At 46.7% G+C, this 26,178-nt stretch carries 21 protein-coding genes; 11 read left to right on the forward strand and 10 right to left on the reverse strand.

Annotated features, from left to right (window positions below; genetic code table 11):
* The first annotated feature begins 137 nt into the window (after window positions 1-137).
* The 5 genes from ACGHZ6_RS21820 (at window position 138) to ACGHZ6_RS21840 (ending at window position 5,892) form a co-directional block, all read left to right on the forward strand.
* Window positions 138-965 carry a glutathione S-transferase family protein gene (locus tag ACGHZ6_RS21820; RefSeq protein WP_390616174.1) on the forward strand — a complete coding sequence of 276 codons (828 nt, stop codon included), beginning with the start codon at window positions 138-140 and terminating at the stop codon, window positions 963-965.
* A 241-nt stretch (window positions 966-1,206) separates the two neighbouring features.
* Entirely contained in the window at window positions 1,207-3,462 is a 2,256-nt protein-coding gene (locus tag ACGHZ6_RS21825) for a TonB-dependent receptor (RefSeq protein WP_390616175.1), read from the forward strand.
* Window positions 3,463-3,550: 88 nt separating this feature from the next.
* Window positions 3,551-4,456 (forward strand): enoyl-CoA hydratase/isomerase family protein, encoded by a 906-nt coding sequence (locus ACGHZ6_RS21830; RefSeq protein WP_390616176.1) that lies wholly within the window; start codon window positions 3,551-3,553, stop codon window positions 4,454-4,456.
* Window positions 4,457-4,525: 69 nt separating this feature from the next.
* Window positions 4,526-4,837, forward strand: a complete 312-nt coding sequence (locus ACGHZ6_RS21835; RefSeq protein ID WP_390616177.1) for a hypothetical protein — start codon at window positions 4,526-4,528, stop codon at window positions 4,835-4,837.
* Window positions 4,822-5,892 carry an MFS transporter gene (locus tag ACGHZ6_RS21840; RefSeq protein ID WP_390616178.1) on the forward strand — a complete coding sequence of 357 codons (1,071 nt, stop codon included), beginning with the start codon at window positions 4,822-4,824 and terminating at the stop codon, window positions 5,890-5,892. The genes ACGHZ6_RS21835 and ACGHZ6_RS21840 overlap by 16 nt, the downstream gene beginning before the upstream one ends.
* A 54-nt stretch (window positions 5,893-5,946) precedes the next feature.
* On the opposite strand, the gene ACGHZ6_RS21845 is transcribed toward ACGHZ6_RS21840, so the two are convergent.
* The 3 genes from ACGHZ6_RS21845 to ACGHZ6_RS21855 form a co-directional block, all read right to left on the reverse strand.
* Window positions 5,947-6,699 carry a substrate-binding periplasmic protein gene (locus tag ACGHZ6_RS21845; RefSeq protein WP_390616179.1) on the reverse strand — a complete coding sequence of 251 codons (753 nt, stop codon included), beginning with the start codon at window positions 6,697-6,699 and terminating at the stop codon, window positions 5,947-5,949.
* 208 nt (window positions 6,700-6,907) lie between these two features.
* Complete coding sequence (locus ACGHZ6_RS21850) at window positions 6,908-8,272, reverse strand: MFS transporter (protein ID WP_390616180.1); 1,365 nt, start codon at window positions 8,270-8,272, stop codon at window positions 6,908-6,910.
* A gap of 119 nt (window positions 8,273-8,391) precedes the next feature.
* Window positions 8,392-8,631 (reverse strand): DUF1289 domain-containing protein, encoded by a 240-nt coding sequence (locus ACGHZ6_RS21855; protein ID WP_390616181.1) that lies wholly within the window; start codon window positions 8,629-8,631, stop codon window positions 8,392-8,394.
* A 661-nt stretch (window positions 8,632-9,292) separates the two neighbouring features.
* Between ACGHZ6_RS21855 and pckA the strand changes: the two genes are divergently transcribed.
* Together pckA and ACGHZ6_RS21865 are read left to right on the forward strand one after the other, a co-directional pair.
* Window positions 9,293-10,903, forward strand: a complete 1,611-nt coding sequence (pckA, locus tag ACGHZ6_RS21860) for a phosphoenolpyruvate carboxykinase (ATP) (protein ID WP_390616182.1) — start codon at window positions 9,293-9,295, stop codon at window positions 10,901-10,903.
* A 126-nt stretch (window positions 10,904-11,029) separates the two neighbouring features.
* A complete protein-coding gene (locus ACGHZ6_RS21865) occupies window positions 11,030-11,935 on the forward strand; it encodes an enoyl-CoA hydratase/isomerase family protein (protein WP_390616183.1) in 906 nt (301 codons plus the stop codon).
* 169 nt (window positions 11,936-12,104) lie between these two features.
* Here ACGHZ6_RS21865 and ACGHZ6_RS21870 read toward each other — a convergent pair whose 3' ends face one another.
* On the reverse strand, window positions 12,105-13,067 hold the full coding sequence (locus tag ACGHZ6_RS21870) for an AraC family transcriptional regulator (RefSeq protein ID WP_390616184.1): 963 nt from the start codon (window positions 13,065-13,067) through the stop codon (window positions 12,105-12,107).
* 395 nt (window positions 13,068-13,462) lie between these two features.
* Here ACGHZ6_RS21870 and ACGHZ6_RS21875 point away from each other — a divergent pair, with 395 nt between their 5' ends.
* Window positions 13,463-13,855 carry a ribonucleotide reductase subunit alpha gene (locus ACGHZ6_RS21875; RefSeq protein WP_390616185.1) on the forward strand — a complete coding sequence of 131 codons (393 nt, stop codon included), beginning with the start codon at window positions 13,463-13,465 and terminating at the stop codon, window positions 13,853-13,855.
* 23 nt (window positions 13,856-13,878) lie between these two features.
* Here ACGHZ6_RS21875 and ACGHZ6_RS21880 read toward each other — a convergent pair whose 3' ends face one another.
* From ACGHZ6_RS21880 to ACGHZ6_RS21905, 6 genes are all read right to left on the reverse strand, one after another.
* Window positions 13,879-14,301 (reverse strand): CBS domain-containing protein, encoded by a 423-nt coding sequence (locus ACGHZ6_RS21880; RefSeq protein ID WP_390616186.1) that lies wholly within the window; start codon window positions 14,299-14,301, stop codon window positions 13,879-13,881.
* Window positions 14,302-14,472: 171 nt separating this feature from the next.
* Window positions 14,473-15,225, reverse strand: a complete 753-nt coding sequence (locus ACGHZ6_RS21885) for a peptidylprolyl isomerase (protein ID WP_390616187.1) — start codon at window positions 15,223-15,225, stop codon at window positions 14,473-14,475.
* A 189-nt stretch (window positions 15,226-15,414) separates the two neighbouring features.
* Entirely contained in the window at window positions 15,415-16,107 is a 693-nt protein-coding gene (gene narI, locus ACGHZ6_RS21890; RefSeq protein ID WP_390616188.1) for a respiratory nitrate reductase subunit gamma, read from the reverse strand.
* On the reverse strand, window positions 16,104-16,841 hold the full coding sequence (gene narJ, locus ACGHZ6_RS21895) for a nitrate reductase molybdenum cofactor assembly chaperone (RefSeq protein ID WP_390616189.1): 738 nt from the start codon (window positions 16,839-16,841) through the stop codon (window positions 16,104-16,106). Before narJ ends, narI begins: the two co-directional genes overlap by 4 nt.
* Window positions 16,841-18,397, reverse strand: coding sequence for a nitrate reductase subunit beta (gene narH, locus ACGHZ6_RS21900; RefSeq protein ID WP_390616190.1), 1,557 nt, complete (start codon window positions 18,395-18,397; stop codon window positions 16,841-16,843). Before narH ends, narJ begins: the two co-directional genes overlap by 1 nt.
* Complete coding sequence (locus tag ACGHZ6_RS21905) at window positions 18,397-22,161, reverse strand: nitrate reductase subunit alpha (protein WP_390616191.1); 3,765 nt, start codon at window positions 22,159-22,161, stop codon at window positions 18,397-18,399. Before ACGHZ6_RS21905 ends, narH begins: the two co-directional genes overlap by 1 nt.
* A 423-nt stretch (window positions 22,162-22,584) precedes the next feature.
* On the opposite strand from ACGHZ6_RS21905, the gene ACGHZ6_RS21910 reads away from it, so the two are divergent.
* From ACGHZ6_RS21910 to ACGHZ6_RS21920, 3 genes are all read left to right on the forward strand, one after another.
* Window positions 22,585-24,426 carry an ATP-binding protein gene (locus ACGHZ6_RS21910; RefSeq protein WP_390616192.1) on the forward strand — a complete coding sequence of 614 codons (1,842 nt, stop codon included), beginning with the start codon at window positions 22,585-22,587 and terminating at the stop codon, window positions 24,424-24,426.
* A 180-nt stretch (window positions 24,427-24,606) separates the two neighbouring features.
* The gene (locus tag ACGHZ6_RS21915; protein ID WP_390616193.1) at window positions 24,607-25,428 is read left to right on the forward strand and encodes a nucleoside-binding protein; all 822 of its coding nucleotides are present in this window, start codon (window positions 24,607-24,609) and stop codon (window positions 25,426-25,428) included.
* Between the two features lie 13 nt (window positions 25,429-25,441).
* Window positions 25,442-26,170 carry a hypothetical protein gene (locus ACGHZ6_RS21920; protein WP_390616194.1) on the forward strand — a complete coding sequence of 243 codons (729 nt, stop codon included), beginning with the start codon at window positions 25,442-25,444 and terminating at the stop codon, window positions 26,168-26,170.
* Window positions 26,171-26,178: the final 8 nt, after the last annotated feature.

The raw sequence follows: 26,178 nt of genomic DNA on the forward strand, positions 1-26,178 counted from the left end.
ATAGCCCCTAAATGACACCCTTAATGGCATTTCAAGCCATATCTTTGGCAGGTTGCGGCACATATTCACCAGCGTGACTATCGGCATAATGATCATTAGTAGATAGCCACCGTATTTAAGAAGGAGCAGGAACAGACATGCCGATTATTGAAACCACTCGAAATGACATCAAGAACCTTAAAGGCCTACACCTGTTCCATTTCGCAGCCTCCAACTGCTCGCAACGGGTGCGTATGGTTCTGGAAGAGAAAGGTGTGCATTGGACCAGCCACCACATAAACCTTCAAAAATACGAGCATTTATCACAGGAATTCCAAGAACTGAATCCTAAAGGCGTTGTACCTGTTTTAGTACATGACGGAATAACGATTACCGAGTCCAACGACATCATCACCTATGTCGATGAAAACTTCCCCGGCAAGTCGCTCCAACCCACAACAGAAGAAGGAAAAGAGTTTCTTGCAGAAGCTCTGTCAAGATCATCAAAAATACAGGATTCACTCAAAGTCTCTAGTTTTGAGTTTCTATTCAAACCGGTTCGGAAAATGAATACCGATCAGTTAAACCACTATGAGGCCTCAGTAAAGAACCAATACCTGGTTGATTTTATGCGGGAATTCTCATCAGCCGAAGGTTTTTCACAGGAAAAAATACGATCCAGCGTTTCCGAACTGGTTGACATTGTCAGCTACCTGGAAGACCGCCTTGCTAGCAGTCAATGGTTGAGCGGCACAGCATTTGGTCTAGCGGATATTTCCTGGGTAGTGAATATATACCGCTTAAGAAAGATGGCATTTCCATTCAGTGATTACCCACACGTAGCTAGATGGCTAGATGCTATTGCTATGCGATCTAGCTATAAGAACGCAATTACTAAGTACGAATCATCAAAAATGAAGTATTTCTATTCGGTGTATACAACGATCAGAAAGCTCAAAGGCACCAGCATCGCATCATATATCTAGCATCCTCACAGAATCGCCCTAAAAATCCCATTCACAGAAAGCTCATGGCTTTTGAGTCATGTGCTTCTACTTGCTATACCTCTATAGGATTCTACAACAAACTATTTTTGCGTCATCTACCGCCAATCAAATGACACAAAATGCGAACTCCCCAAAGTAAAAATCAGCGTAAAGTTTAAATTCGCTGCAGAATAGAAGTAAAAAAATTATCAATGCAGCAAAACATGAGGAGATCTATAGAATGAAGAACTTACAGCTCAACACATTGAGCGCGTCTATCCTTGCTACGCTGACCGTTAGTACCAGCACTCATATTTACGCTCAGGACGACGATCTTTTATCATTAGAAGAAGTTGTTGTTACCGCTGAACGTCGCTCTCAAACCCTGCAAGAAATCCCACTGGCAATATCTGCCGTTTCTGGTGACAAAATTGAACGCTCCCAAATTACCCGTACCGACGACATAACCTCACTCGCTCCCGGCCTGCAAATTAGCAGCGGTCGCTTAGGTGAACAGAAAGTCGTTATTCGTGGTGTCGGCGGTTCTGTACGCGACAACATAGCCGCCAGCCCCAAGGTTGCCATGTTTATTGACGACGTTTACGTCTCCCGTGGTGCCGCTATGGATATGGCTTTCTTCGATCTGGACCGTGTAGAAGTTCTGCGCGGCCCTCAAGGCACTCTGTACGGTAAAAATGCGATTGCCGGGGCAGTGAATGTTCATAGTAAAATGCCAAGCGACGAGTTTGAAGCAAAGTTTTCTGTCACCGCAGGTAACTACGATACCCGCCAAACCCGCTTTATGGTGGGCGGACCACTGTCTGAAAACCTCTCTGGCAAGTTCGTAGGCGGTAGCAATGAACGTGATGGCTTTACCAAAAACCTGACTACCGGCAATGACCTCAGCCGCGAGGAAAGTTACTTCGGCCGTGCCACCCTGCTGTTTGAAGGTGAGCAATGGGATCTGCGTGCCATTATGGATTACGAGCACAACCCTTCTAACCCCGGCACTGCCATGCACATCAACAACAATAATTCCAGCAGAAGCTCTACCGGCTTTGAGCCATTGGCACTTGCGCCTGGTTTTACCGTCACTTCTCCTGATGACCGCCATGAAGTAACCACTGACCAAGACGGTGAAGGATCACAAACCAATCAAGGGTTCTCCTTTAAGGCAAGCTATTCCGGTGAAGATATCGTTTTCGAAAGTATCACAGGCTACCGCGATATTAAAAACTCCTTCACCCGCGACAATGATAACCATGACAGTTCTTTAACCGGTATCAGTATCAACAACGTCGCTGAAGATGATTCTTGGTCTGTGAGCCAAGAGTTCCGTGTTTCATCAGTCGATACTGGCGCCTTCACTATGGACGGCGATCTGTTCTGGACAGTAGGCCTATATCTGTTCCACGACGAAGGTGAGCGCGAAGAGTTTTTCAATGTCTTTGTTGATCCCATTATCGATAACAACCAGTTTCAATCTCTGGAAATAGAGGGCGATACCATTGCCCTGTATGGCCAAGGCACTTATACCGTTAATGAAAAGCTGGACGTTACATTTGGCCTGCGCTACAGCTATGAGGAAAAAGAAGCTATCCACGGTCTGGCTGACGGCCTTGTTGGCGTCCTTGTTGATGAGCTTGAGTTTTCTAACGTTAAAGTAAAAGATGATTGGACTCAGCTGAGCCCTAAATTAACTGCCAATTATCAGCTTACCGAAGAGGTCATGCTCTATGCGACCTACTCAAAAGGCTCTTTGGGTGGCGGCTTTAACTTTGGCCCAGCCAATGCTGCTCAAGCTGCAACTGATAGCTTCGATCAGGAAAATGCTGACAACTTTGAAGTCGGTATAAAAGGCTCTGCTTGGGATAACCGCCTGCAATATACCGCTTCTGCGTTCTACATTGATTACCAGGATCTGCAAGTACAGGGCGTTAATTCATCTGGTGCAACGATCACCACCAATGCATCCGATGCCACAAGTCAGGGTGTTGAGCTGGAACTGACCGCTCTGGTAGCAGAAGGGCTAACGTTGAATGCAAACTACGCCTATGTTGATGCAACATTTGATGCATATTGTGAGGAAGCAGTCGACAACTCCCTTACCGGAGCAGCCTGTACGGCAGCAGGTGGCATAGATAATAAAGGCAATCAGCTGGAATACTCTTCTGAGCATGTCTTTAACTTCTCCGCTGAATACGTGATGGCTCTGGCTGATGCGGGCGATCTGATTTTTGCCACTAACTACAGCTACAGCAGTGATCAGTATTTCGGCCCAGACAATACCTCCGGACAAGATGCCTACGACCTCATTGATGCCAGTGTTGCTTTTGAGTCAGCTGATGGCAACTGGTTTGTATCTGTATGGGGCAAAAACCTAACTGATGAAGGCTACAACGTAGACTTCATCGACTACGGTAGCACTTCCGATGGCGCTGCCTATGTACAGGGCAGTCCTCGCACCTACGGTGCTACCGTTACCTGGACATACTAACGGCAAGCCTATTACAGGGGCCACCATAAGGTGGCTCCTGAATTTTCAACGACAAGACACCTTTTAACTTCTCAGGAGATGTACAGTCATGTCACTACAAAAATTTATTCCCACACCAAAGTTTGAAGATTATAAGGAAACCTTCAAAGAAACACATAATCTCAGCCGGAGTGACGACGGCATTATTGTTGCTGAGCACCATACCTTGGGGGAATCCCTGCAGTTGAGCGTTGAAAACCATCGCGCAACGGGTCAGCTGTTTAAAACTATTGGTTCAGATCCTGAAAACGAAGTTATGATTTTCACCGGTGCAGGCGATTTCTTTATGGCCAGCATTGACCCAGAGGGCTTTGCTCTGGAAGCTGAAGATTTAGAGTACTGGGCTTACGAATACGCTTATAAAGATGGCCGCATTAACGTTGCCTCTCTGATTAACGACCTCGAAATTCCTACCATTGGTGCAATGAATGGTCCAGGCTGGCATGCAGAGCTCTGCCTGATGTGTGACATCACCATTTGCACTGAGGATACCGTTATTTTTGATCCACATTTTTGTGCCATTGGCTCTGTGCCTGGAGATGGTATTCATAGCTGTTTTCAAGAGTTACTAGGCGTGAAACGCGCTGCCTATGCTCTCTTAACCGGTGAACCTATTGATGCATACAAAGCCCTGGAACTTGGTCTGGTTAATGAAGTTGTACCACGCGACCAGCTGATGACTCGCGCTAAGGAAATTGCAGATGACATTATGCTGCAAGCACGTACCACTCGCCGCTTAACAACACAAATTGTTCGTCGCCCCTGGAAAAAACGTATCGTTGATGATTTGGATGGCGGTTTTGGCATTCAGATGTTTGGCCATCTTGCAAAACGCGACGCTATCCATGTTGGCGTGGAAACTGAAGCTGGCGTTGATCCAAGTGAGCGAAAAGAACAAAGCAATAAATACATCGAAAGAATTATGAAAGCCATTGATGAAGCAGCCAAGAAATAGACAGTAACCACTAAAAAGCCCTCATCTGCCCTAGATGAGAGGCTTTGCATTCGCTGATGTCATGATGAAATGAAGAAGTCATTACTTCAGCTTTTTCACATTAATCACCATCCGGTACATCAAATGAGCTCAAACAGTCACGAAGGTATCAAGTCCTACCCCAACCAAAGAGCTTTTCAGCTAACCGGATTTGAAAAACACAGTATCTTTGCTATCTGTTTTTTGCTGTACATGATTAATTATGCTGACCGGCAAATTCTTTCTGTTGTGATGGAGCCCTTGAAAGAAGATCTCGGCCTTACCGACACCCAAGCCGGCATGCTACATTCTGTTTTTTTATCAGCATGGCTTTTCTTAGTTTTCCCATGGCCTATATGGTAGATCGCTGGAGCCGAAGGAAAGCTTTGGGTCTCATGGGGATTACCTGGAGTGTGTTCACCTTTATCACGGGTACAGCACGTAGCTTTGCTGGTGTATTGTTACCCAGATTAGCCGTGGGAATTGGTGAGGCAGGGTTTCCTGCTGCCTCAACAGCACTGTTAGGTTCAGCATATTCGGAAAAAAACCGCGCTCGCATTCTGGGGCTATTTAGTGCCTCCATGCCGCTGGGAATGGCCTTGGGCATGATGCTGGGTGGCTATCTTAGTGAAACGTATGATAGCTGGCGAGTGCCGTTTTATGTTTTCGCAGTTCCAGGAATCATTCTAGGCATAATGGCCTTCTTCCTTAAAGATTATAAAACGGTAAAACCTGTTGATGAACTAGGCAATCATCGCGGTTTTTTTCAGGAAGTTTTAAGCGTTATTAGAATACCAACCTTACGCTGGATGTATGCGGGCTATGCAGCCAATCTGGCCATGGTTATGGGGTTTATGGTGTGGATTTCTGCTTTCATTATGCGAACTCAAGAATTATCTGTTGCGGAAGCCGGAATGATCGGAGGCACGATTGGCTTAATGGGTATCATTGGTGGTCCGATGGGTGGCTTTTTAGCCGATTTTTGGCAATCAAAAAACATAAGAGGGAGAGCTTATACAATGGCAGTCATGCCAAGCATAGCCAGTATTACTCTTTTTATCGCACTGCACTTTGATCTAGTAGGTATTGGCTATCTAATGGCGATACTGGCGGGAATCTTCCTTGTCGCATGCACACCTGCAGCAAACAGTATATCGCAAGATGTAGTTGCACCATCAAGCAAAGCTATTTCCTGGGCTCTGGCCGCTTTCTTCAGTATTTTATTTGGTGCAGCTTGGGCACCACCGGTAGTTGGCGCAGCCTCCGATATGCTCGGCGGTGGAGCCGAAGGCCTTAAAATCGCCTTGATGATGTTAACACCTATGGGACTAATAGCATCGGTCTGTTTCTATCAGTCTGCTCGACACTATCCCCAGGATACTGACAAGGTCAAAGGTTACAGTCTCGAAGGAGAATAATCTGAGAGAAATAGTGGTCAAATCTTCGCAGCCTAGCAATCATAGAACCACGTATTAGGGACATCTTCTGGTTACAGTTTCAAGGTAATCACTTTCAAATCGATTTACAATCTCTCCGTGTAAACCATTTTGCTTGATAGTTTGAATTCCACTGTTAAAAGTATTGATAATGGCTTCGTGATCTGGATTAGATTTGGCTGAGATTGCATATATTTCGACAGTCCAGATTGGAGGGTCAAGAAAAACTAATTTATCCTTAAGCTCAGGATGTTGGTTATTTATCAACGCCGACACCTCATACTTGTTCTCAATAAATAGATCTATTCGACCGGCAATTAACTTTTTCAGATTCTGTTCAGTACGTATAACGCCTTTAAAATTATCACTCTGAACACCAGTCACCTCTGAAAATGATAACGACCCTCCTTTTACCACGCCAATATTGTAGGATTGAAGATCCTCAGGGCTCGAATAACAGATATCTTGATTTGCCATCCCTATATATGATATTTCTGTTTCTGTATAAGGAGTTGAGTACAGGAAGGAATGCTCCCTCTCCGGCGCATAATAAACGCCAATCATTAAATCGGCATAACCTGTTTTTAAAGTATGGAAGGCTCTTTTTAAGGGCTGATATTTTATCTGGGTAATAGGTACCCCTTTGCTCTTGAGTGCTTCTTCAGCCAGAACTTCGAATAGACTTCCCTGTTTACCAATATCTGTCACGATAATTAATGCGCTTTCAGCCTTCGAAAAAGTAATATTAAGGGCCGTTAATATCATTAAAAGATTTAGTATGAGCTTCATATTTAGCTATAGAGAGGGTAAGTTTTGTATCTCTAGCTAGTTTAGCTCACGATATTGTTACTCACATGCTATCTTGCCTACTGTGCAGCTATAGAAAGAGGGGGGACGGTAGAAGAGTACTGTTTAAAAAATCTTCGCCTGCTGTACCTCTACAACAGGCGACTGCAGCTACTGAAATATCAATTCAATCGTATCAGTTCTAACCACTTTAGACGGGATCTGGGCTGCCAGCTCGATTCATCTGAACTAATTGCTCTCGTAAGATAACTTGCTTTGCCTCATCTAGTGGGAATCGCCACATAATGCCAATAATAACCAGATATAGCCCTCCCGGTAAGGCGAATAAAATCCAACGAATACCATTTAGAACATCCTCTGAATTATGGGCATCCGGGGAGGCATCGAATCCTATAGCACTTAAGATAGGATAACTTAGGCCTACTGATAATGCTGCAGCTACCTTACTACTGGTTTGCAGTAACGACATATACAAACCGGTTCTCTGTTTTCCTGTCTTAACAGCATCGTAATCGGTAACATCAGCCATAATCGCAGCTGGAATATATGTCCCAACCGCCTGATTCGCGCCAAGAAACAATAGTGCTATACAAGCCAAGACAGCATCACCAGCTGGAAGAAATAGAAATGATAGACTGGCAAAAATATGATAGATAAGCGCCACACACAATGTTTTATGCTTACCAATTTTATTACTTAATTTCATAAATAGAGGCAAGAATATCAACCCTGAGAAGAACCATGGTAACAGTGCAAAAGAAGACCAATCCCCTAGCAATAACACATCTTCAACCAGAAATAGGAACATGCCTCCAATACTGCCCGTGGCGATACCCAGTAAGAGGTTGGCAATGAGTAAGCGACGTAAAGGGCCATTCTCAAGGATCACACGCGCGGGCTTATCAAGTGCTTTTAACCTCGGCTGGTGTGTATTCTGATAAGGCTCAGGAGCTGCCCACAATGCTGCCAACACACACAAAGGTAAAGCAATTATCAGTATCTTGGCGATCAATTCTATGCGATGAGTCTCTGTAAAACCTGGAATGTGATCGGCCATAGCCAACATTAACATGAGCGCTACGCCTCCTACCAGGCCAGCCCCTTGTTTATAGGCCGAAATCCTCGAACGCTCATGATAGTCTGTTGAGAGTTCAGCGGCCCAAGAAATATGTGATACCGAAGCCAACGTCCAACCCACATAGAGGACTATCATCCAGACTGCAAAATATAAACCTGTTACCGGTGGATCAGGTGAGAACACCTGGTAGGTACAAATTATCATTAAAGGCACAGAAGCAACCAGCCAAGGTCTACGCCGCCCCCAACGGGTGTGCCAACTATCCGACAAAAAGCCAAATAAAGGATCGGTAACTACATCCCACAATTTAGTTAAGCCAAAAATCAGACCAACTACACTTAAACCTAACCCCATTGATCCGGCATAGAACGGTGGAATAAATACCACCACCACCATAATAAATGCTGCCAAAGGTGCTTCCGGGGAAACAAAAGCCGCCAGCCTTAAATTACCTAGATGTATTTTCTTATCACTCATACTTACTCACTTTTTAATGGCTACGACATCATAAATCACAACAATTCATGCGACTTTTGCGTCTGCCTGATAATTTATCACAGCATCAGCATAGGCATAATAACTCTCTACCCCCCTATTCAGGGGTTAACAAACTCTGTGCACATCTGTATCAATCGATTACCTGCACGACTTCTAACAACCTCTTTCTCTGCCTCATCTAAGCGCTTCCAAGACCTTTTTTCTTCGCGAAGCATACCGCACCCCTGACACACGAGATCACCCTGTTTGTGCGTACAGATCGACAAGCAGGGAGAATCATGAGTCCCTCTTACTCGCTGCTGTAACCTTTTGCGGAAATTTATTGGCTTACTACTCATTTCGCCTCCAAGTTACCTAACGCACCCTTTTACCTGACAAAGATTATATGTCCCTCGAATAACTCCAACGTATGCCTGAAGCTGACAAATTTATGGTATCAAACCCCAATAAGATGCTAATCCAGACTCAACCTCTCTTATAACAAAAACAATCAAACGAACACCGCCTTATACCTTGTCAGTTAAAGCCAAGCATATGTCATGCTATGCAAAGTACTTTCTTAAATCCTAAGCGTAGAGTTGATGTCGTCTATGGAAGCCATTCCAATGACCTGTAAGTAGTATTTTGGAATTTCGTTATAGAAAGCGAAACAGTCTAAAATTCTCTCTGCGCTTACTAGGAGACTATTGGGAGCCAACGTCCCTTATTTATAGTTTTGCCTTAATCCTCACCACTACGGTGAGGATGATTTCCTTTAGCAGAATTCACTTTCGTCAAATGCCATAAACTTGGCACTTAAGGGCAATTTCACATCCATGCTGTTGATTTACAATTTACAAATCCAGCACCAGCCCTACGAAAGCAGATATAGCGCTTGGCACAATCGCACCCCACTATCGTTGATAACTTAGAACAAAGTAATCCTTATCAAGAGTCGTAGCAACTCAATAGGAAGCATATAAGCTTTAAACTTAATACAGTTTAAATCTGGAGTATTTAATGGTATCCAATAAACAGAACTTAAATCTTTCCGAATATGGAATTCATAACAATCCTGAAATTATCCACAACCCTTCCTATGATTTACTGTTCGAAGAAGAAACAAAATCTCACTTGAGTGGTTATGAAGCAGGCATCATTACAGAGTCTGGTGCTATCTCCGTCAATACCGGTGTGTTTACAGGACGTTCGCCAAAAGACAAATACATTGTTAAAGACGATAATACTAAAGATACCATTTGGTGGTCGGATCAAGGAAAGAATGACAATAAACCAATATGTGAAAATACGTGGAGTCACCTGAAAAGCATCATTACCAACCAACTCAGCGGAAAGCGCTTATTTGTTGTCGATGCATTCTGTGGAGCCAATGAAAACACACGATTATCCGTACGTTTTTTAACCGAAATAGCCTGGCAGGCTCATTTTGTTAAAAACATGTTTATCCGACCCTCAGATGAGGAGCTGGAAAGTTTCTCACCCGATTTTGTTGTCATGAATGGCGCCAAGACCACAAACCCTGACTGGCAGAAACAAAACTTGAATTCAGAGAATTTTGTCGCATTCAATCTAACCGAAAAGATCCAGCTCATTGGTGGCACTTGGTATGGTGGTGAGATGAAGAAGGGACTTTTCTCTATAATGAATTACTTCCTTCCACGACAAAATATTGCCTCCATGCACTGTTCGGCAAACAAAGGGGAAGAAGGAGATGTTGCAATCTTCTTTGGGCTATCAGGAACAGGTAAAACGACTCTATCCACAGATCCGAAGCGCGAGCTGATTGGCGATGATGAGCACGGATGGGACGACGATGGTATCTTTAATTTTGAAGGCGGATGTTACGCCAAAACTATCAATCTAAGTAAAGAATCAGAGCCAGACATTTACAATGCGATTCGACGCGATGCCCTACTCGAAAACGTCATGGTTGATAGTAACGGTAAAGTGGATTATAGCGACTCAAGTAAAACAGAAAACACCCGTGTTTCTTATCCCATCGCCCATATCGACAACATCGTCAAACCGGTATCCAGAGCCGGGCACGCGACTAAAGTTATCTTCTTAACAGCTGATGCATTTGGCGTAATCCCGCCTGTATCAAAACTTACACCGGAGCAAGCTCAGTATTATTTCCTATCTGGTTACACCTCAAAACTGGCAGGAACAGAACGTGGGATCACAGCTCCTACCCCAACGTTTTCTTCTTGTTTTGGTGCCGCCTTCTTAAGCTTACACCCCACCAAGTATGCCAAAGTACTAAAAGAGAGGATGAATGCTGCTGGTGCAGAAGCTTACCTGGTTAATACTGGCTGGAACGGAACTGGAGAACGAATCAGCATACAGGCCACTCGCTGTATTATCGATGCAATTCTTGACAGTTCTATTGATCAAGAAGATTTTGAAACAATCCCCTATTTCAATCTTGCTATTCCCAAAAAGATAGAAGGCGTCAATACAGGGATCTTAGACCCCAAGAATACTTATAACAATGCTAATGACTGGGATGCAAAAGCACGTGATCTGGCTCAGCGCTTTATTACCAACTTCCAGCAATTCACTGATTTACCCGAAGGAGAGCTGTTGGTGGCTTCTGGGCCTACACTCTAGCCCTGTCATTTCATGTCAATGAAATGTCACGCTATACAAAACGCATAGCTGTGTATTAAGCGTAGAGTTGTGCTGACCTTTCACAAACGCTTAAAGGTCAGTACAACTATTTAGGGAAGCTACTTTATGTCATTACAAAGCTTTATTCCTACACCACAGTTTAGTGACTATAAAGAAGATTTTAAGGATCATTATGTATTAAGCCGTAGTGAGGACGGGGTAATTGTCGCTCAAGCGCACACACTCGGTGGCCCAATTCAGCTAAATGTAGAGAATCACCGATCAATCAGCCAACTTTTTAAAGTGATCGGTGGAGACCCTGACAACGAAATTATGATTTTCACTGGCACCGGTCCTCATTTCATGGCCAGTGTAGATCCAGACGGCTTTTCATTGGAAGCAGAAGATCTGGAATACTGGGCATATGAATACGCCTATAAAGATGGCTGTAATAACGTTTCCTCACTGATAAATGACCTGGAAATACCAACGATAGGCGCCATGAACGGACCGGGATTTAACGCCGAACTCTGCCTCATGTGCGACATTACTATATGCACAGAAGATACTGTTATTTTTGACCCCCACTTTGCGGCTCTTGGCTCTGTTCCCGGCAGTGGTATCCATAGCTGCATGCAAGAATTACTTGGGGTAAAACCTGCAGCTTATGCACTTCTAACGAGCGAACCGATAAATGCCCAGAGGGCTCTGGAACTTGGCTTGGTAAATGAAGTGGTACCACGCGACCATCTACTGATGCGTGCTAAAGAAATTGCCGACGATATTATGCTGCTAGCGAGAACAACTCGCCGCTTAACAACACAAATTATCCGTCGCCCATGGAAAAAACGAATTGTTAACGATTTGGACAGTGGCTTTGGCACCCATATGTTTTCACACCTGGCCAATAGGGTTCCCATACATACTGATATTAATACGGAGATTGATACTGAAAAGCAAGATAGCTCGAAAAGAAGTTACAAATATTATAGGAAACTTTTAGAAGCCATTGATGAGGCAGCCAAGAACTAAATCATTATAAGGGGTTACATCTAAACACGGAGAATTTCTCAGTCTCTCTCGCTTAATAGGAGGCCTCAGTAAGATAAGTTGTAGGTCTTATTCAGGTATTGCCTAAGTCCTTGCAGCTCTCGGCGAGGACTTTTTCTTTCTTGTAATCTAACCCGAAAAAAAGGCCAACCTACTGCTTATTTTCTGTAGAACCTCCCTTGTGGCATCTTTCCCTATACTCAACGGGAGTAGTTCCCGTCCAACGTTTAAATGCACGATAAAATGAGCTTAAATCCTTATAACCTAAGCGGTAAGCGACCTCTGCAACTGTAAACTCAGTACCTTCTATCTCCGCAATGGTATAGTCTCTTCGAGCCTCATCCACCAGTTTCTTAAAGGTAGTGCCTTCGCTAGCTAAATTACGTTGAACGGTACGAGATGTTAAATTCAGCATGTCGGCTACATCCTGCAACTCAATATCCTTATCAGGGAGTGATTCAAACACAGCCCTTTTTACTTTATTCAGGATGCCAATTTCAGTTAAGGCATGTAACTGTTGTACAGCCTGCATTTCGTGAACTTTATGAAGTGCGGCATCAGAGCCAATTGTTTGGTAGTCAAGATAGACTGTCGGAAAACATAAATAGTTTTCTTTTTGATTAAACTTTAGGTCACATTTGAAAATTTGATCATAGCTCGAAGTTTCATCTGGCTTGCGATATTGAAATCCAGCCTCTTCTAAGGGCAACTCCCAACCTACAATGGAATTAAAACAGCGATAGATAAACACTTGCCAGAAGTCTGTATGTTGCCTATTGGGCTCACAGTCGCTAAGAAAGTTAGCGCTGAGTTTTGATATATCCTTGCCCTCTTCTAAAGTGACTCTTCCGCTATCGGTATATAACTTAATGTATTTATCAAAGCTTTCAATTGCTTCCCTTAAATTCTTACTGGTCATAGCCAAATAACCAGCAGCATTAAAGGCAGGAGTAGGTGCTTTTGCCCCCAGATGAAGCCCAAAATCAGGATCATGACTTAATTCACCTGCCGCCTCCCACATATGCATCAACTTCTCATGTGAAATACGATATTGAGAGTCCTCAAAGAGTTCAGGGTTAATATCGGAGCGATCAAAGATTTCTTCGACATCCAAGCCTTCACCTGAAAACATTCGATATAAGAACTTGGTGACGACAGACGTAGATTTCGTCTCAACGCCAAACCTAGCATTAGGCATTAGGATCTTTCCCCACTCGTTAGAGGTAATAGGCCAGCCATACGTTCAAAACCATCAATTAGTATCATGACAGTAAGATACAATAGTCATTCGCTCTTGGGTAGATTTTAACACCATATCCTTATTTTATTATCCGTATTCCCTTGATAGGAATGCTCCCAGCCCTTCTATAACAAAATGAAATAACTATTATCCTTATATATTTACTAATGAGTACTTAATGGCGACGACCTCTATCCTGCTTGATATATATCAGGATGATACCCAGCAAATCCCAGTATCATAGCCGAAAGCAACCTTAGGATAATTCCATGATTGAGAAGTTTAACGACCTGCTTGAGCAGGCCCAACAGCAGACTGATGCCCAACGTTTATTATTCCTCTTTGCAGCATCGGATGTTGTCAAAAAAGCCAAAAAGCGTGATGAGAAGAAAGGTACCCTGTCTCCGGTGATGTGTGTGGATAAATTACCGGCTGAAATCGACAGTTTTAAGGCGCTGGCCAGTGAAGCGGACGGAATAACTCAGGATTGGGATATGGTGTTGATCGCGGCTCTTTCAGGCGAAGGTGCAAAGGCGCCAACTACGGAAGAAGCGGAACCGTTTTTAAATAAGATGGCGAATGATTTGTCGTCGGGACAGGATTTATCCCGTTATGTGATATTTGATCGCAAAGAGAACCCGATTGTAATTCAGGCAGCCTAGCTGCCTGATTTCCTGAACCTCTTCTAACTACCTTTCTCTTCCAGCAGCTGTACGGCAACCGCCAAGACATCGGTACCGCTGATCAGGCCGACCAGTTTATTACCCTCGGTAACGGGTAGTGCGCCAACGCGTAATTCCAGTAATTGGGAAGCGGCTGCTGAAACCCGTTCCTCACTGCCAATGGTGACTGGATCGGCTGTCATAATTTCCGCTACGGTTACGCCCTGCTCCAGGATTTCCTGACGCTTGCCAATATTTTGGGTGAGGCTGGAAATGCTGGCGGCGTAGACATCTTTCTTTGTAACAATACCTACCACGGCATTGTCACCGTCTATGACTGGAATCTGACGAATGCGGTGCTGCTCCATTAATTGGCGAGCCTGGCCTAGTGAGGCATTGGCTTTTAGGGCATGGATATCCTTGGTCATCAGGTCTTTGACTTGCATAGATTTATCTCTGCGTTAATAAACTGACCCAAGCATAGTACATATGTGTGGAGACTATCTAGTACTATCCGGCATTCCCGCGTAATTCCTGGATTCCCGCTTTCGCGGGAATGGCGTTGGTGATGATTGTGCGAGTTTCTAATGTAGTCGTACTTGGATAGTAATTGAAAATTACTGTAATAATGGCGACTCGGAAACACTGAAATCAAAACCCTCAATATCCGCGTCCGCGATAAGACGGTCGATATATTGGGCAATGGCTTTGCGGCGTACTTTTTCGTTGAGGTAGTCGGCGATGCGTTCTTCGGCCATCTCAAAGGTTAGTTGGCGACCTTCAACGCGGTGGTCAATCGCTACCACATGAATACCGTAACGGCTTTCCATGGGTTTTAGGACTAAGCCTGGTTCACAGCAAAACAGTTGGCGTTCAAATTCCGGTACGGTTTGACCGCGGGTAATTTGTCCCAGTTGGCCGCCGGTTTTGGCGGATGGGCAGCGGGAATGGGCTTCGGCCAATTGTGCAAAAATGGATTCATCCTGTTGCAATTGGCGAATGAGTAATTTGGCTTTATCGGTAGCTTCGATACGTGCCATCTCATCTTCAGGATCTGCAGCCAGCAAGATATGTTTAACTGCCAGTAGTGGCGTGGTGCAGAATTTATCGAGATTTTGATCGTAATAGTTACGGCAATCTTCTTGTGTTGCCTTGGGGATATTAACATCTTCCGCGATTAGCTCATCGACGAAATTTTCATCGGCCACATCGCCAATGCCAAGTGCTAAGGCACGCTGTTTAAACAGTTCGGCAATGATTAATGATTCACTGGCTTTAATCATCGATTCACGCTGACTTTCGCCGCTGTGGTACTGCATTTCGGAGAGGATGGTATCTTCGTCGAAGGTGGTGTTGTTTACGCGGATCATGTTTTTAATCACTCTCTTGATAAAGACACTGGATACCCAAAGCGCTCACTGCGCTCGCGGGGCAGGCTCTTCCTGCTTGCGCAGGAATGACGCTGTAGTGTGTTATAGGCTTTCTACTGGAAGAAATGTACCCTGTAGAAAGCTTCTGGATCCCCGCTTTCGCGGGGATGGCACAGTAGGTGTTTCTGTTTATAGCCCTGCTTTTTTGGTTCTTACTACCTGGTAGTTACGACCAAAGTATTTAACAGGCACACTCCAGATATGCACCAAGCGGCTAAAGGGGAAGACTACAAACAGTGTCATACCCAGGAACACATGCAGTTTGAAGATAATGTGCACATCAATAATGCTGGCAGCAGCAGTAGTACCGTTAAAGATCACCAGGTTTTGTGCCCAGCTCATCAGCTTTAACATCTCAGCACCGTCCATATGTCCGAAGGAGACAAAGATGGAAATCAAGCCGAGGATTAATTGCGCCAAGAGCAGGAACAACAGGGTGATATCCATGGTAGAGCTGGTGGCACGCACACGGTCGTTACCCAAGCGGCGGGCAATCAGAATCACCAAGCCGTAGAGGCAGACCAGGCCAAAGAAACCACCCATAGCCATGGCGAAGATTTGCTTCATGCCTGCGGTAATTCCGAGGAAATCCCACACTTGGTGTGGCGTTAACAAACCGACAAAGTGGCCACACAACACCATGATAATACCGACATGGAACGGCAGGCTGCCTTTACGCAGTTGCTTACTTTCCAGCATTTGGCTGGAGCCGGTTTTCCAGGTGTATTGATCGCGGTCATATCGTACCAGGGAGCCCAGTACGAAAATGGTTAGCGCTATATAAGGGTAAATACCAAATAAAAAATGGTTCACACTATTCATTTTGCTACTCCTTCCAGAGCTGGACCGGCTTCGTTAAAGCCAACCCAGTTTAACGGTACATCGAGATCTTTACGCTGGGACTCAGAGGGGCGTCGGGCGGCTTGATCACAACTCTTCTCCAAAGAATCAGCACCGAAGGTAACTTCTTCCTCTTCCCACTCTTTGTCGATCGCTTTTTTAGTGTCGTCACGTTTTTCGTTGGCAACCTGGGCACGCATTTCGGTTAAATCAACCTGGCTGCAGGCCACATCCAACAGAGTTTCAAACAGTACAGCGTAGGGGCTACCACGTTTTTCCAGGCGGCATAGCAACAAGGCTAGGATATGCTCAACATCCAGCAACCACTCCTTAGCACCTTCCTCACCTTGCGTAGCCAGGAATTCCAAAAACATGGGCAGGTAATCCGGCAACTGGTGTTGCGAGATTTCCAAACCGGCTTCGCGGTACTTGGCGGTAAGGTCTACCATGGCCTGACCGCGATCGCGGGATTCGCCGTGCACATGCTCAAACAACCACAAACCCAGTGAACGACCACGTTCAAACAGCGCGTCGTATTCTGCCTGCCAGTCCATCAGGTCTTTGGCCAGATGGGTTTCGACAAAATGCTCCAGCTCGGTACGCGAGACCAGGCTGATATTGGCTGAGCGAATAACGCCCAGCACTTCACGCTCATGATCAGCCAGAAAAGTATCCGGATAATCCAGCAAGCGGGAGATTACACGTAGAAGGTCCATTAGTTTTCCTCCAGGTGTACAACTTTAATTTCCCGCGCCAGATCGCCCTGCTGACGGTAGGTTTGTTTCTTTCCACCAAACAGGTTGGTATCGTTATTACCGTCGGAGCAACCGTTACCGAAGCTGAAGCCACAACTGCTCTTCATGCTATAGGCTTCTTCAGCATAAGCTTTATGGCTGGATGGAATCACGAATCTATCTTCGTAATTGGCAATCGCCATATAACGGTACATTTCTTCCACCTGATGCTCGGTCAAGCCAGCTTGCTGCAATACCGCGAGGTTTTCTTCACCGTCCACCTGCTGTGAACGCTTGTAGGAGCGCATGGCCAGCATACGTTCCAGTGCAGACAGAACTGGTGCTTCATCACCGGCGGTTAACAGGTTGGCCAGGTAGCGAATGGGGATTCGCTGGGACTTCAGATCGGGAATTACACCGTCCATACCGATGGTGCCAGCCTCAACCGCATTTTGAATAGGCGATAGAGGTGGGATATACCAAACCATTGGCAGAGTACGATACTCTGGGTGCAGCGGCAGAGCCACTTTCCAATCCATCGCCATTTTGTACACTGGGGATTCCTGCGCTGAAGTGATCCAGCTGTCTGGAATACCTTCTTCGCGTGCGGCACGCTGTACTTCCGGATCATTAGGATCGAGGAAGATATCCAGCTGTGATTGGTACAAATCTTTTTCCAGCGGCGTATTCGCGGCTTCTTCAATACGATCCGCATCGTACAGAAGTACACCCAAGTAACGAATACGACCTACACAGGTTTCACTACATACAGTAGGCTGACCGGCTTCGATACGTGGGTAGCAGAAGATACACTTCTCGGACTTGCCGGTTTTCCAGTTGTAGTAAATCTTTTTGTACGGACAACCGGACACACACATACGCCAGCCGCGACATTTATCCTGATCGATCAGAACAATGCCGTCTTCCTCACGCTTGTAGATAGCGCCACTTGGGCAGCTGGCTACACAGGCAGGGTTCAAGCAGTGCTCACACAGACGTGGCAGGTACATCATAAAGGTCTTTTCAAACTGACCGTAGATTTCCTTCTGTGCCACATCGTCAAAGTTTTTATCAGCTTTACGCTTTTCAAACTCGGTGCCGAGAATTTCTTCCCAGTTAGGACCCCAGTTGATTTTCTCCATACGCTTGCCGGTTACCAGCGAGCGCGGACGTGCTACTGGCTGATGCTTGGAATCCGGCGCATTGTGCAGATGTTCGTAGTCGTAATCGAACGGCTCGTAGTAGTCGTCAATTTCTGGCAGATCCGGGTTGCCGAAAATATTCGACAAAATACGCAATTTACCACCCTGACGAGGAACCAGCTTGCCGTTTTTACGAACCCAGCCGCCGTTCCACTTTTCCTGGTTTTCCCATTCTTTCGGGAATCCAACACCGGGCTTTGATTCAACATTGTTAAACCAGGCGTACTCAACACCGTCACGGCTGGTCCAAACGTTTTTACAAGTAATAGAGCAGGTGTGACAACCGATACATTTATCGAGGTTTAACACCATGCCAATTTGAGCGCGAACTTTCATTATTCTGCCCCCTCCAATGCTGCTTCATGTTCCTGATCGAGCCAATCAACCTTGTCCATCTTACGGACGATCACGAACTCATCACGGTTACAACCTACAGTGCCGTAGTAGTTAAAGCCGTAGGCTTGTTGTGCGTAGCCACCAATCATATGGGTGGGTTTCATAATGGCGCGGGTTACGGAGTTGTGCATACCGCCGCGAGTCTTGGTGACCTCACTACCCGGTACATTCACGATACGTTCCTGGGCGTGGTACATCAGGCTCATACCTTCGTTCACACGCTGGGAGACAACCGCACGGGCCGCGATAGCACCGTTGACGTTAAAGACTTCGATCCAGTCGTTATCTTCAATGCCGGCTTTTTTAGCATCCACTTCACTGATCCAGATAATGGGGCCACCACGTGACAGGGTCAGCATTAACAGGTTATCGGAGTAGGTTGAGTGAATACCCCACTTCTGGTGCGGTGTAATCCAGTTCAACACAATTTCTTTGTTGCCGTTTGGCTTTTTACCCAACATAGGCGCAACGGTTTTCAGGTTAACCGGTGGCTTGTACAAACACTGGGTTTCACCAAAGTCGCGCATCCACTCGTGATCCTGATAGAACTGCTGACGTCCGGTTACGGTCCTCCAGGGGATCAGCTCATGTACGTTGGTGTAACCGGCATTGTAGGACACATGTTCGTCTTCCAAACCGGACCAGGTTGGCGAGCTGATAATCTTGCGCGGCTGCGCCTGAATATCGCGGAAGCGAATTTTTTCCTCTTCCTTCGGCTTGGCCAGATGGGTGTGATCGCGACCGGTCACTTTACTTAAAGCTTCCCAGGCTTTAACAGCCACATGACCGTTGGTTTCCGGCGCCAGGCTCAGAATCACTTCTGCCGCATCAATGGCACTTTCAATTTTTGGACGACCTTTGTGTGGGCCTTCTTCATGGTGGGTGTAATTCAGTTTACCCAGGAAGTCGACTTCTTCATCGGTGTTCCAGTTAATGCCTTTACCACCGTTACCCAGTTTTTCCATCAATGGGCCAAGCGAGGTGAAACGGTTATAGGTGTTAGGGTAATCACGCTCAACCACCACCATGTTCGGTGCAGTCTTGCCTGGGATCAGATCACACTCACCTTTCCACCAGGCTTTAACACCATCGGGTTGAGCCAGCTCGGCTGGCGTATCGTGTTGCAGTGGTACAGTAACCAGATCTTTTTCAACACCCAGATGACCTTCGGTCAGTTGAGAGAAACGCTTGGCAATGCCTTTAAAGATGTCCCAGTCGGAGCGGGATTCCCATACCGGGTCTACCGCTTTGGACAGTGGGTGAATAAACGGATGCATATCCGAAGTATTCATATCGTCTTTCTCATACCAGGTAGCGGTAGGCAGTACGATATCAGAGTAAACACAGGTAGAAGACATACGGAAGTCGAGGGTGACAACCAGGTCAATCTTGCCTTCCGGCGCATCATCGTGCCACACCACATCTTCTGGCTTCTTGCTGCCCACTTCACCCAGATCTTTACCCTGCAGGCCGTTCTTGGTGCCCAGCAGGTGACGCAGCATATACTCGTGACCTTTACCGGACGAACCCAGCAGGTTAGAACGCCAGATAAACAGGTTGCGCGGATAGTTTTGCGGGTTATCCGGATCCTCACAGGCAAATTTCAGCTCGCGATTTTTCAGCAGATTAACGGTGTAATCCTTCGGATCCATTTCCATGGCTTCAGCTTTTTTACACAGCTCCAGCGGGTTAGTACCCAGCTGCGGTGCCGAAGGCAACCAACCCATACGCTCGGCGCGGGTGTTATAGTCGATAATGGAACCGCTCCACTTGGATTTGTCAGCCAGTGGTGAAACCACTTCTTCCATTTCCAGTTTTTCGTAGCGCCATTGATCGGCGTGGTTGTAGAAGAAAGACGTACCATTCATTTGACGCGGTGGACGCTGCCAATCCAGACCAAAGGCCAGAGGCAACCAACCACATTGTGGACGCAGTTTTTCCTGTCCAACGTAGTGAGCCCAACCACCACCGGATTGACCGATACAACCACACATCATCAGCATATTGATAACGCCGCGGTAGTTCATGTCCATGTTGTACCAGTGGTTCATAGCAGCACCGATAATGATCATGCTACGGCCATGGGTCTTGTCGGCATTGGTGGCAAATTCGCGGGCGATTTTAATAATCTGCTCGCGAGGTACACCGGTAATTTTTTCCTGCCAGGCTGGCGTGTAAGGCGCATCATCATCCAGCGACTTGGCGGTGTTAGGACAATCCAGACCGTGGTCAACGCCATAGTTAGCCAGCGTTAAATCGTAAACAGTCGCGACCAGAGTCTCGGTACCATCGGCCAGGGTTACACGCTTGGCGGGCACTTTGCGCAGCTGCACATTACTGTGATCGGTGTGATCGAAATATTCGTATTCGTGCTTTTGGCCACCGAAGTACGGGAAGGCAACCTCAACCACTTCGTCACTGCTGCCTTTCAAGCTCAGCGCCAGGTTAATCTCTTCACCGGTAGCACCGTCGCGCTGTTCAATATTCCACTTACCGCGACTACCGTCGGTGTTTTCACCCCAGCGGTAGCCAATAGAACCTGTAGGAGAAACCAGTTCACCTTTTTCATTCAGGCCAATGGTTTTCCACTCTGGGTTGTTTTCCTGGCCCAGGTTGTTGGCCAGATCAGAAGCGCGCAGGAAGCGACCCTGTTGCAGACCTTGCTCAGATTCATCCAGACGTACCAGGTACGGGAAGTCAGTGGTGGTGCGAACATAGTTGGTGAAATATTCGCTGGGGTTATCAACATGGAATTCTTTCAGAATCACATGACCCATCGCCATGGCAACAGCGGAGTCAGTACCCTGCTTGGCAGGAATCCACTCATCGGTAAGCTTGGCCACTTCAGAATAGTCAGGAGTAACCGAAACGGTCTTGGTACCCTTGTAGCGCACTTCAGTAAAGAAGTGAGCATCCGGGGTACGGGTTTGCGGTACGTTGGAACCCCAGGCAATGATATAGCCGGAGTTATACCAGTCAGCGGATTCAGGCACGTCTGTCTGCTCACCCCAGATCTGCGGTGACGCTGGTGGCAAGTCACAGTACCAGTCGTAGAAACTCAGGCAGTTACCACCAATCAATGACAGGTAACGTGAACCCGCTGCGTAGGACACCATCGACATAGCGGGAATCGGCGAGAAGCCAGAGATACGGTCAGGGCCAAAGGTCTTGGCGGTATAGATATTGGAAGCAGCGATTATCTCGTTCACTTCGTTCCAGTCAGAACGCACCATGCCGCCCAAACCACGGCGGGATTTGTAAGACTTGGCTTTGGCCGGGTCAGACACAATAGAACCCCAGGCATCTACCGGGTCACTGTGTTGAGAGCGCGCTTCACGCCAGAGTTTCAGCAGGGCCTTACGCACTTTCGGATATTTCAGGCGGTTAGCACTGTAGATATACCAGGAATAACTGGCGCCACGTGGACAACCACGAGGCTCGTGGTTAGGCAGATCCGGGCGGGTACGCGGGTAGTCGGTTTGCTGGGTTTCCCAGGTCACCAGGCCATCTTTAACGTAAATTTTCCAGCTACAGGAGCCGGTACAGTTAACCCCGTGGGTCGAGCGGACGATCTTGTCGTGCTGCCAGCGACGACGATAGCCATCTTCCCACGAGCGATCCTCGTTGGTCGTGACCCCGTGCTCCCCGGCAAAGTCTTGCTTTTTCACATTGAAAAAACGCAACTTATCTAAAAACTGACTCATGCTATTTTCCTCACCTTGGTTTGCCCTGTCGTACAGAGGTGTAGTTGGACATCCGGCGTTTTGATTCAGGCTACTTATATGAGCGCTACTTTTGGTACAACCAACACATCTGGCAAAACCTCTGGCAGCACGCTTGAGAAGGAATATAGAAAGACTGATGTCTGGCCAACTTGACCTAGGTCAACTCACGCCATACGGGTTTTGGGGTCTAATAGACTATCTACCCCCAAAGGGGTATAAGGCCAAAATAGCTAACCTACTGATTTATAATAACTTTTAACAATGTCAGTGAATTTCTTTAGCAGGAAACTGCCCCGTATACTCATTGGGGGTAGACAGCAGCCAGAGCAACCGCAAACGGGCAGATACTGGCAAACTATTTGTAACTTGATAGCCATTCGACACTCAGCGCCAAAGCAGCCTATGGAAAAGATAAAACAGCGTTATTCCTATTCGGTGATGAATTACATTACCGTATCCCTGGCCTCCATCTTTGGCATCGGCTTGCTGTCGATCTTTATTTCCTATTGGGTCACGGATATGTCCGATAAGGACGCCCAGGCCATTAATATGTCCGGCTCCATGCGGATGCAGACTTACCATATTGGCTTGGCGCTGCAGCGAGGCGAAAAGCAGGAAGCGATTGAGGCCATCGATAGGCTGGATGAGACCTGGAACCATGCTCTATTCATTAAGCAACGCTCGCTGAACTCCAGTGACCCGCTCAACGGTTATTTTTATCGTGCCTATAATCACTGGCAGCAAGAACTTAAACCCCTGCTGGTGAGTGAAGCCAACTCAGTCTCTCTTCCCGCCCTGCCGATTAAGATGATCGACAAACAGGTCCACCTGACCGACGAGCTGGTGGATCAATTCCAGAAGGAGGCCGAAGGCCGCATTCGCAACCTGCGCTTGTTTCAGGTGTTTGTGCTGTTTATTACCGTCAGTGTCGGCAGCGTGATTTTTTACCTGCTGAAGAACCGTATTGAAAAACCCCTGTTACAGTTAACCCAAGCGGCGCACCGTATTGGTAAGGGTGATTTTGGTCATCAGGTTGAAGTCGATGGTCGCGATGAACTGGCGTTGCTCGGCGCAGTGATTAACCAGATGAGCACATCCATTAGCCATATGTACGATGAGCTCGATGATCGGGTAAAACAACGCACTCAGGAATTACGCCGTAACAATATTAACCTGGAGTTTCTGTTAAATACCGCACGACGCATCCTCGACAGCCACAATAAGCCTCTGGATTTCCAGCAGTTGCTTGATGACCTGTCCGGTGCCATGCATGGCAATACCACGCTGGAGCTATGCCTGTTTACGGCACAGGGCGATAAACCTTATCTGCAACTGGCACCACATCAAACGCCAACGACCGATTGTACTCTGCGTTCCTGTGAAGGCTGTCAGGGCCAAGCTCCGTTTACCCCGATTGATAGCATCAGCCTCAACGAGAAGTTCCCTATCGTTCGCGATGATATGCACTACGGCGTTATTAATGTTCGCTCGCCAGTAATGACGCCGCTACCGGAGTGGCAAGAGCAATTATTGCGCTCAGCTGCCGACCAGTTTGCCCTGGCCTTATCGCTGTCGGCACAAAAAGATCAGGAACATCGCCTGGCCATGCTTAACGAGCGTACGGTAATTGCCCGGGAACTGCACGACTCCCTGGCCCAGGCGCTGTCCTATTTACAGATCCAGGTAACCCGCCTGCAAAAGTCCCACGACAAACAGAAATACGATCTGCAGCAACCGATTATTGATGAATTGCGTGAAGGACTGTCTTCGGCCTACCGTCAACTGCGCGAATTACTAACCACCTTCCGCTTAAAAATCGATACCGGTGGTTTACAAGGCGCTCTGGAAAATACCGTCAAGCAGTTGCGCGAACGCACGGATATGCATGTCAATCTGCACTACCAACTTTCTAACCTGCCGCTGAATCCCACCGAGGAAATTCACCTGCTACAGATTATTCGTGAAGCTTCACAGAATGCCATTAACCACTCCAAAGGCGAGCATCTGAGTATTTCCCTGAAGCAGTTAGCAGACAAGTCTATTGAACTGCTGATTGATGATGACGGTATTGGTATTCCCGACACACCGGAAAAGCTCAATCACTATGGTCTGGCGATTATGAATGAGCGTAGCCGCCACCTTAACGGCAAGGTAGAGATCTTCCCCCGCGAAGAAGGCGGCACCCGGGTTGTCTGCAGATTCCAACCAGGCTTTATCGAGCAGCAAGTCACCTCTACAGCTTGATCCAAGCTAATAGAACCACAAACAATCAATTGAAATCACCGGCCTATTTCTTAGAAGCGGCCGGTATTTGTCCATTTTTTGCACAGCCTGCAAGCGTCTACTATTATCCATTGATACAACACTCTTAAACGCTACAGCCACACAGCGTCCTTATTGCGTTTTCTGACTGAGGAATATCGAGTGACTATCAATGCCCACTTTCGCCTTACCCCACTCGTTTGCAGCCTGCTTATCAGCAGCTCGCTTCAGGCCGCCGACTGGAGCGTTAACGAGATTCATCTTCAGAAGGGTGATCTCAAACAGACCGCCACCAATCGCGGTGAACGAGATACCACCATCATTACCTTCCAGCACGCCAGCGGCTGGAAATACGGCGACAACTTCTTCTTTATTGATTATCTGGATTTTGACAAGGAAGATCCGGGTACCACCGATGGCGACGAGTTCTACGGCGAGTGGTATCCCAATTTCAGCCTCGGCAAGATGACGGGTAAGGAACTCAAGTTCGGCCCGGTGAAAGATATCGGTATCACCCTGGGCTTTAACTTTGCCCCGGAAGTCGACAGCTGGTGGTTTCTGCCAGGCGTGCGTTTTGATCTGGATATTCCCGGTTTTGCCTTCTCCAATCTGTTGATCTCAGCTTACGAAAATCACTCCAATGCCGATGACTCAGCCACTGACTTTGTCATTTTCGATGAAGGCAGCAGCTATATGGTGGACTTTTCCTTTGCCTACCCGTTCAAGATTGGCTCCACCAATTGGACCGTGGAAGGCCATGTTGAATATATCGACGGTCGCAGCCAGCGCAATACCTTTGGCAGGACAGATCTGGAATCTCATGTATTGGCACAACCACAAATCCGCATGGACCTTGGCGAGGTGCTGTTCGACATGAAGGAGACCTTCTTCGTGGGTATTGAGTACCAGTACTGGGACAACAAACTCGGTGAAGATGGCCTTAGAGATAATACCGCTCAACTACTAGCCGTCTGGCGTTTATAAGAGAAGAGACATCATGAAAAAGATTATCTTGTCAGTATTGGCCTACTCCCTGCTATTCTTCGGCCACAACCTGCACGCCCAGCAAACCTATGTGGTCGGCGTAGAAGAACTGGATTACTTCCCTCTCTATGCTTTTGGCAAACGCGAGAGTTTTTCAGAAGAGCTTTTAAATGCCTTTGCCAAAGATGCGGGTATCACCTTTGAATACAAACCTCTGGCTATCAACCGACTCTATCACGAGTTTTTGGAAGACAACCTGGTGGACTTTAAATTCCCCGACAATGCATTCTGGGGCGGTGATAAAAAAGAAGGGATATCAGTTATCTACAGTTCACCCGCCGTGCCTTTTACCGACGGCGTCCTGGTTCCCAAGGCGAATATCGGCAAAGGCATTACCAGCATTAAAGCCTTAGGTATGCCAACCGGATTCACACCAAAAGAGTACAGTGACCTGGCAGCAGCTGGCAGCCTAAAACTGAAACGTCACTATCAAATGGACCGCTTAGCCAAAGACGTTTTACTGGGCAAAACCCAGGGCTTCTATTCAAACGTAGTGGTCGCCCAACACTTAGTGGATACTCAATTTGACGGTGCAATGGGCTTTGACAAGTCTCTACCTCACACAGAGGGGCACTATCACTTATCCACCATCAAACACACCGATGTCATCGACAAGTTTAACGCCTTTCTCTCAGCCAATCCTGATCTTATAAAGGCCCTGTCTGACAAATACTTGAAATAGGCAACAAA

Origin of the sequence: Maricurvus nonylphenolicus (assembly GCF_042854845.1) — a bacterium.
Taxonomy (GTDB): domain Bacteria; phylum Pseudomonadota; class Gammaproteobacteria; order Pseudomonadales; family Cellvibrionaceae; genus Maricurvus; species Maricurvus nonylphenolicus.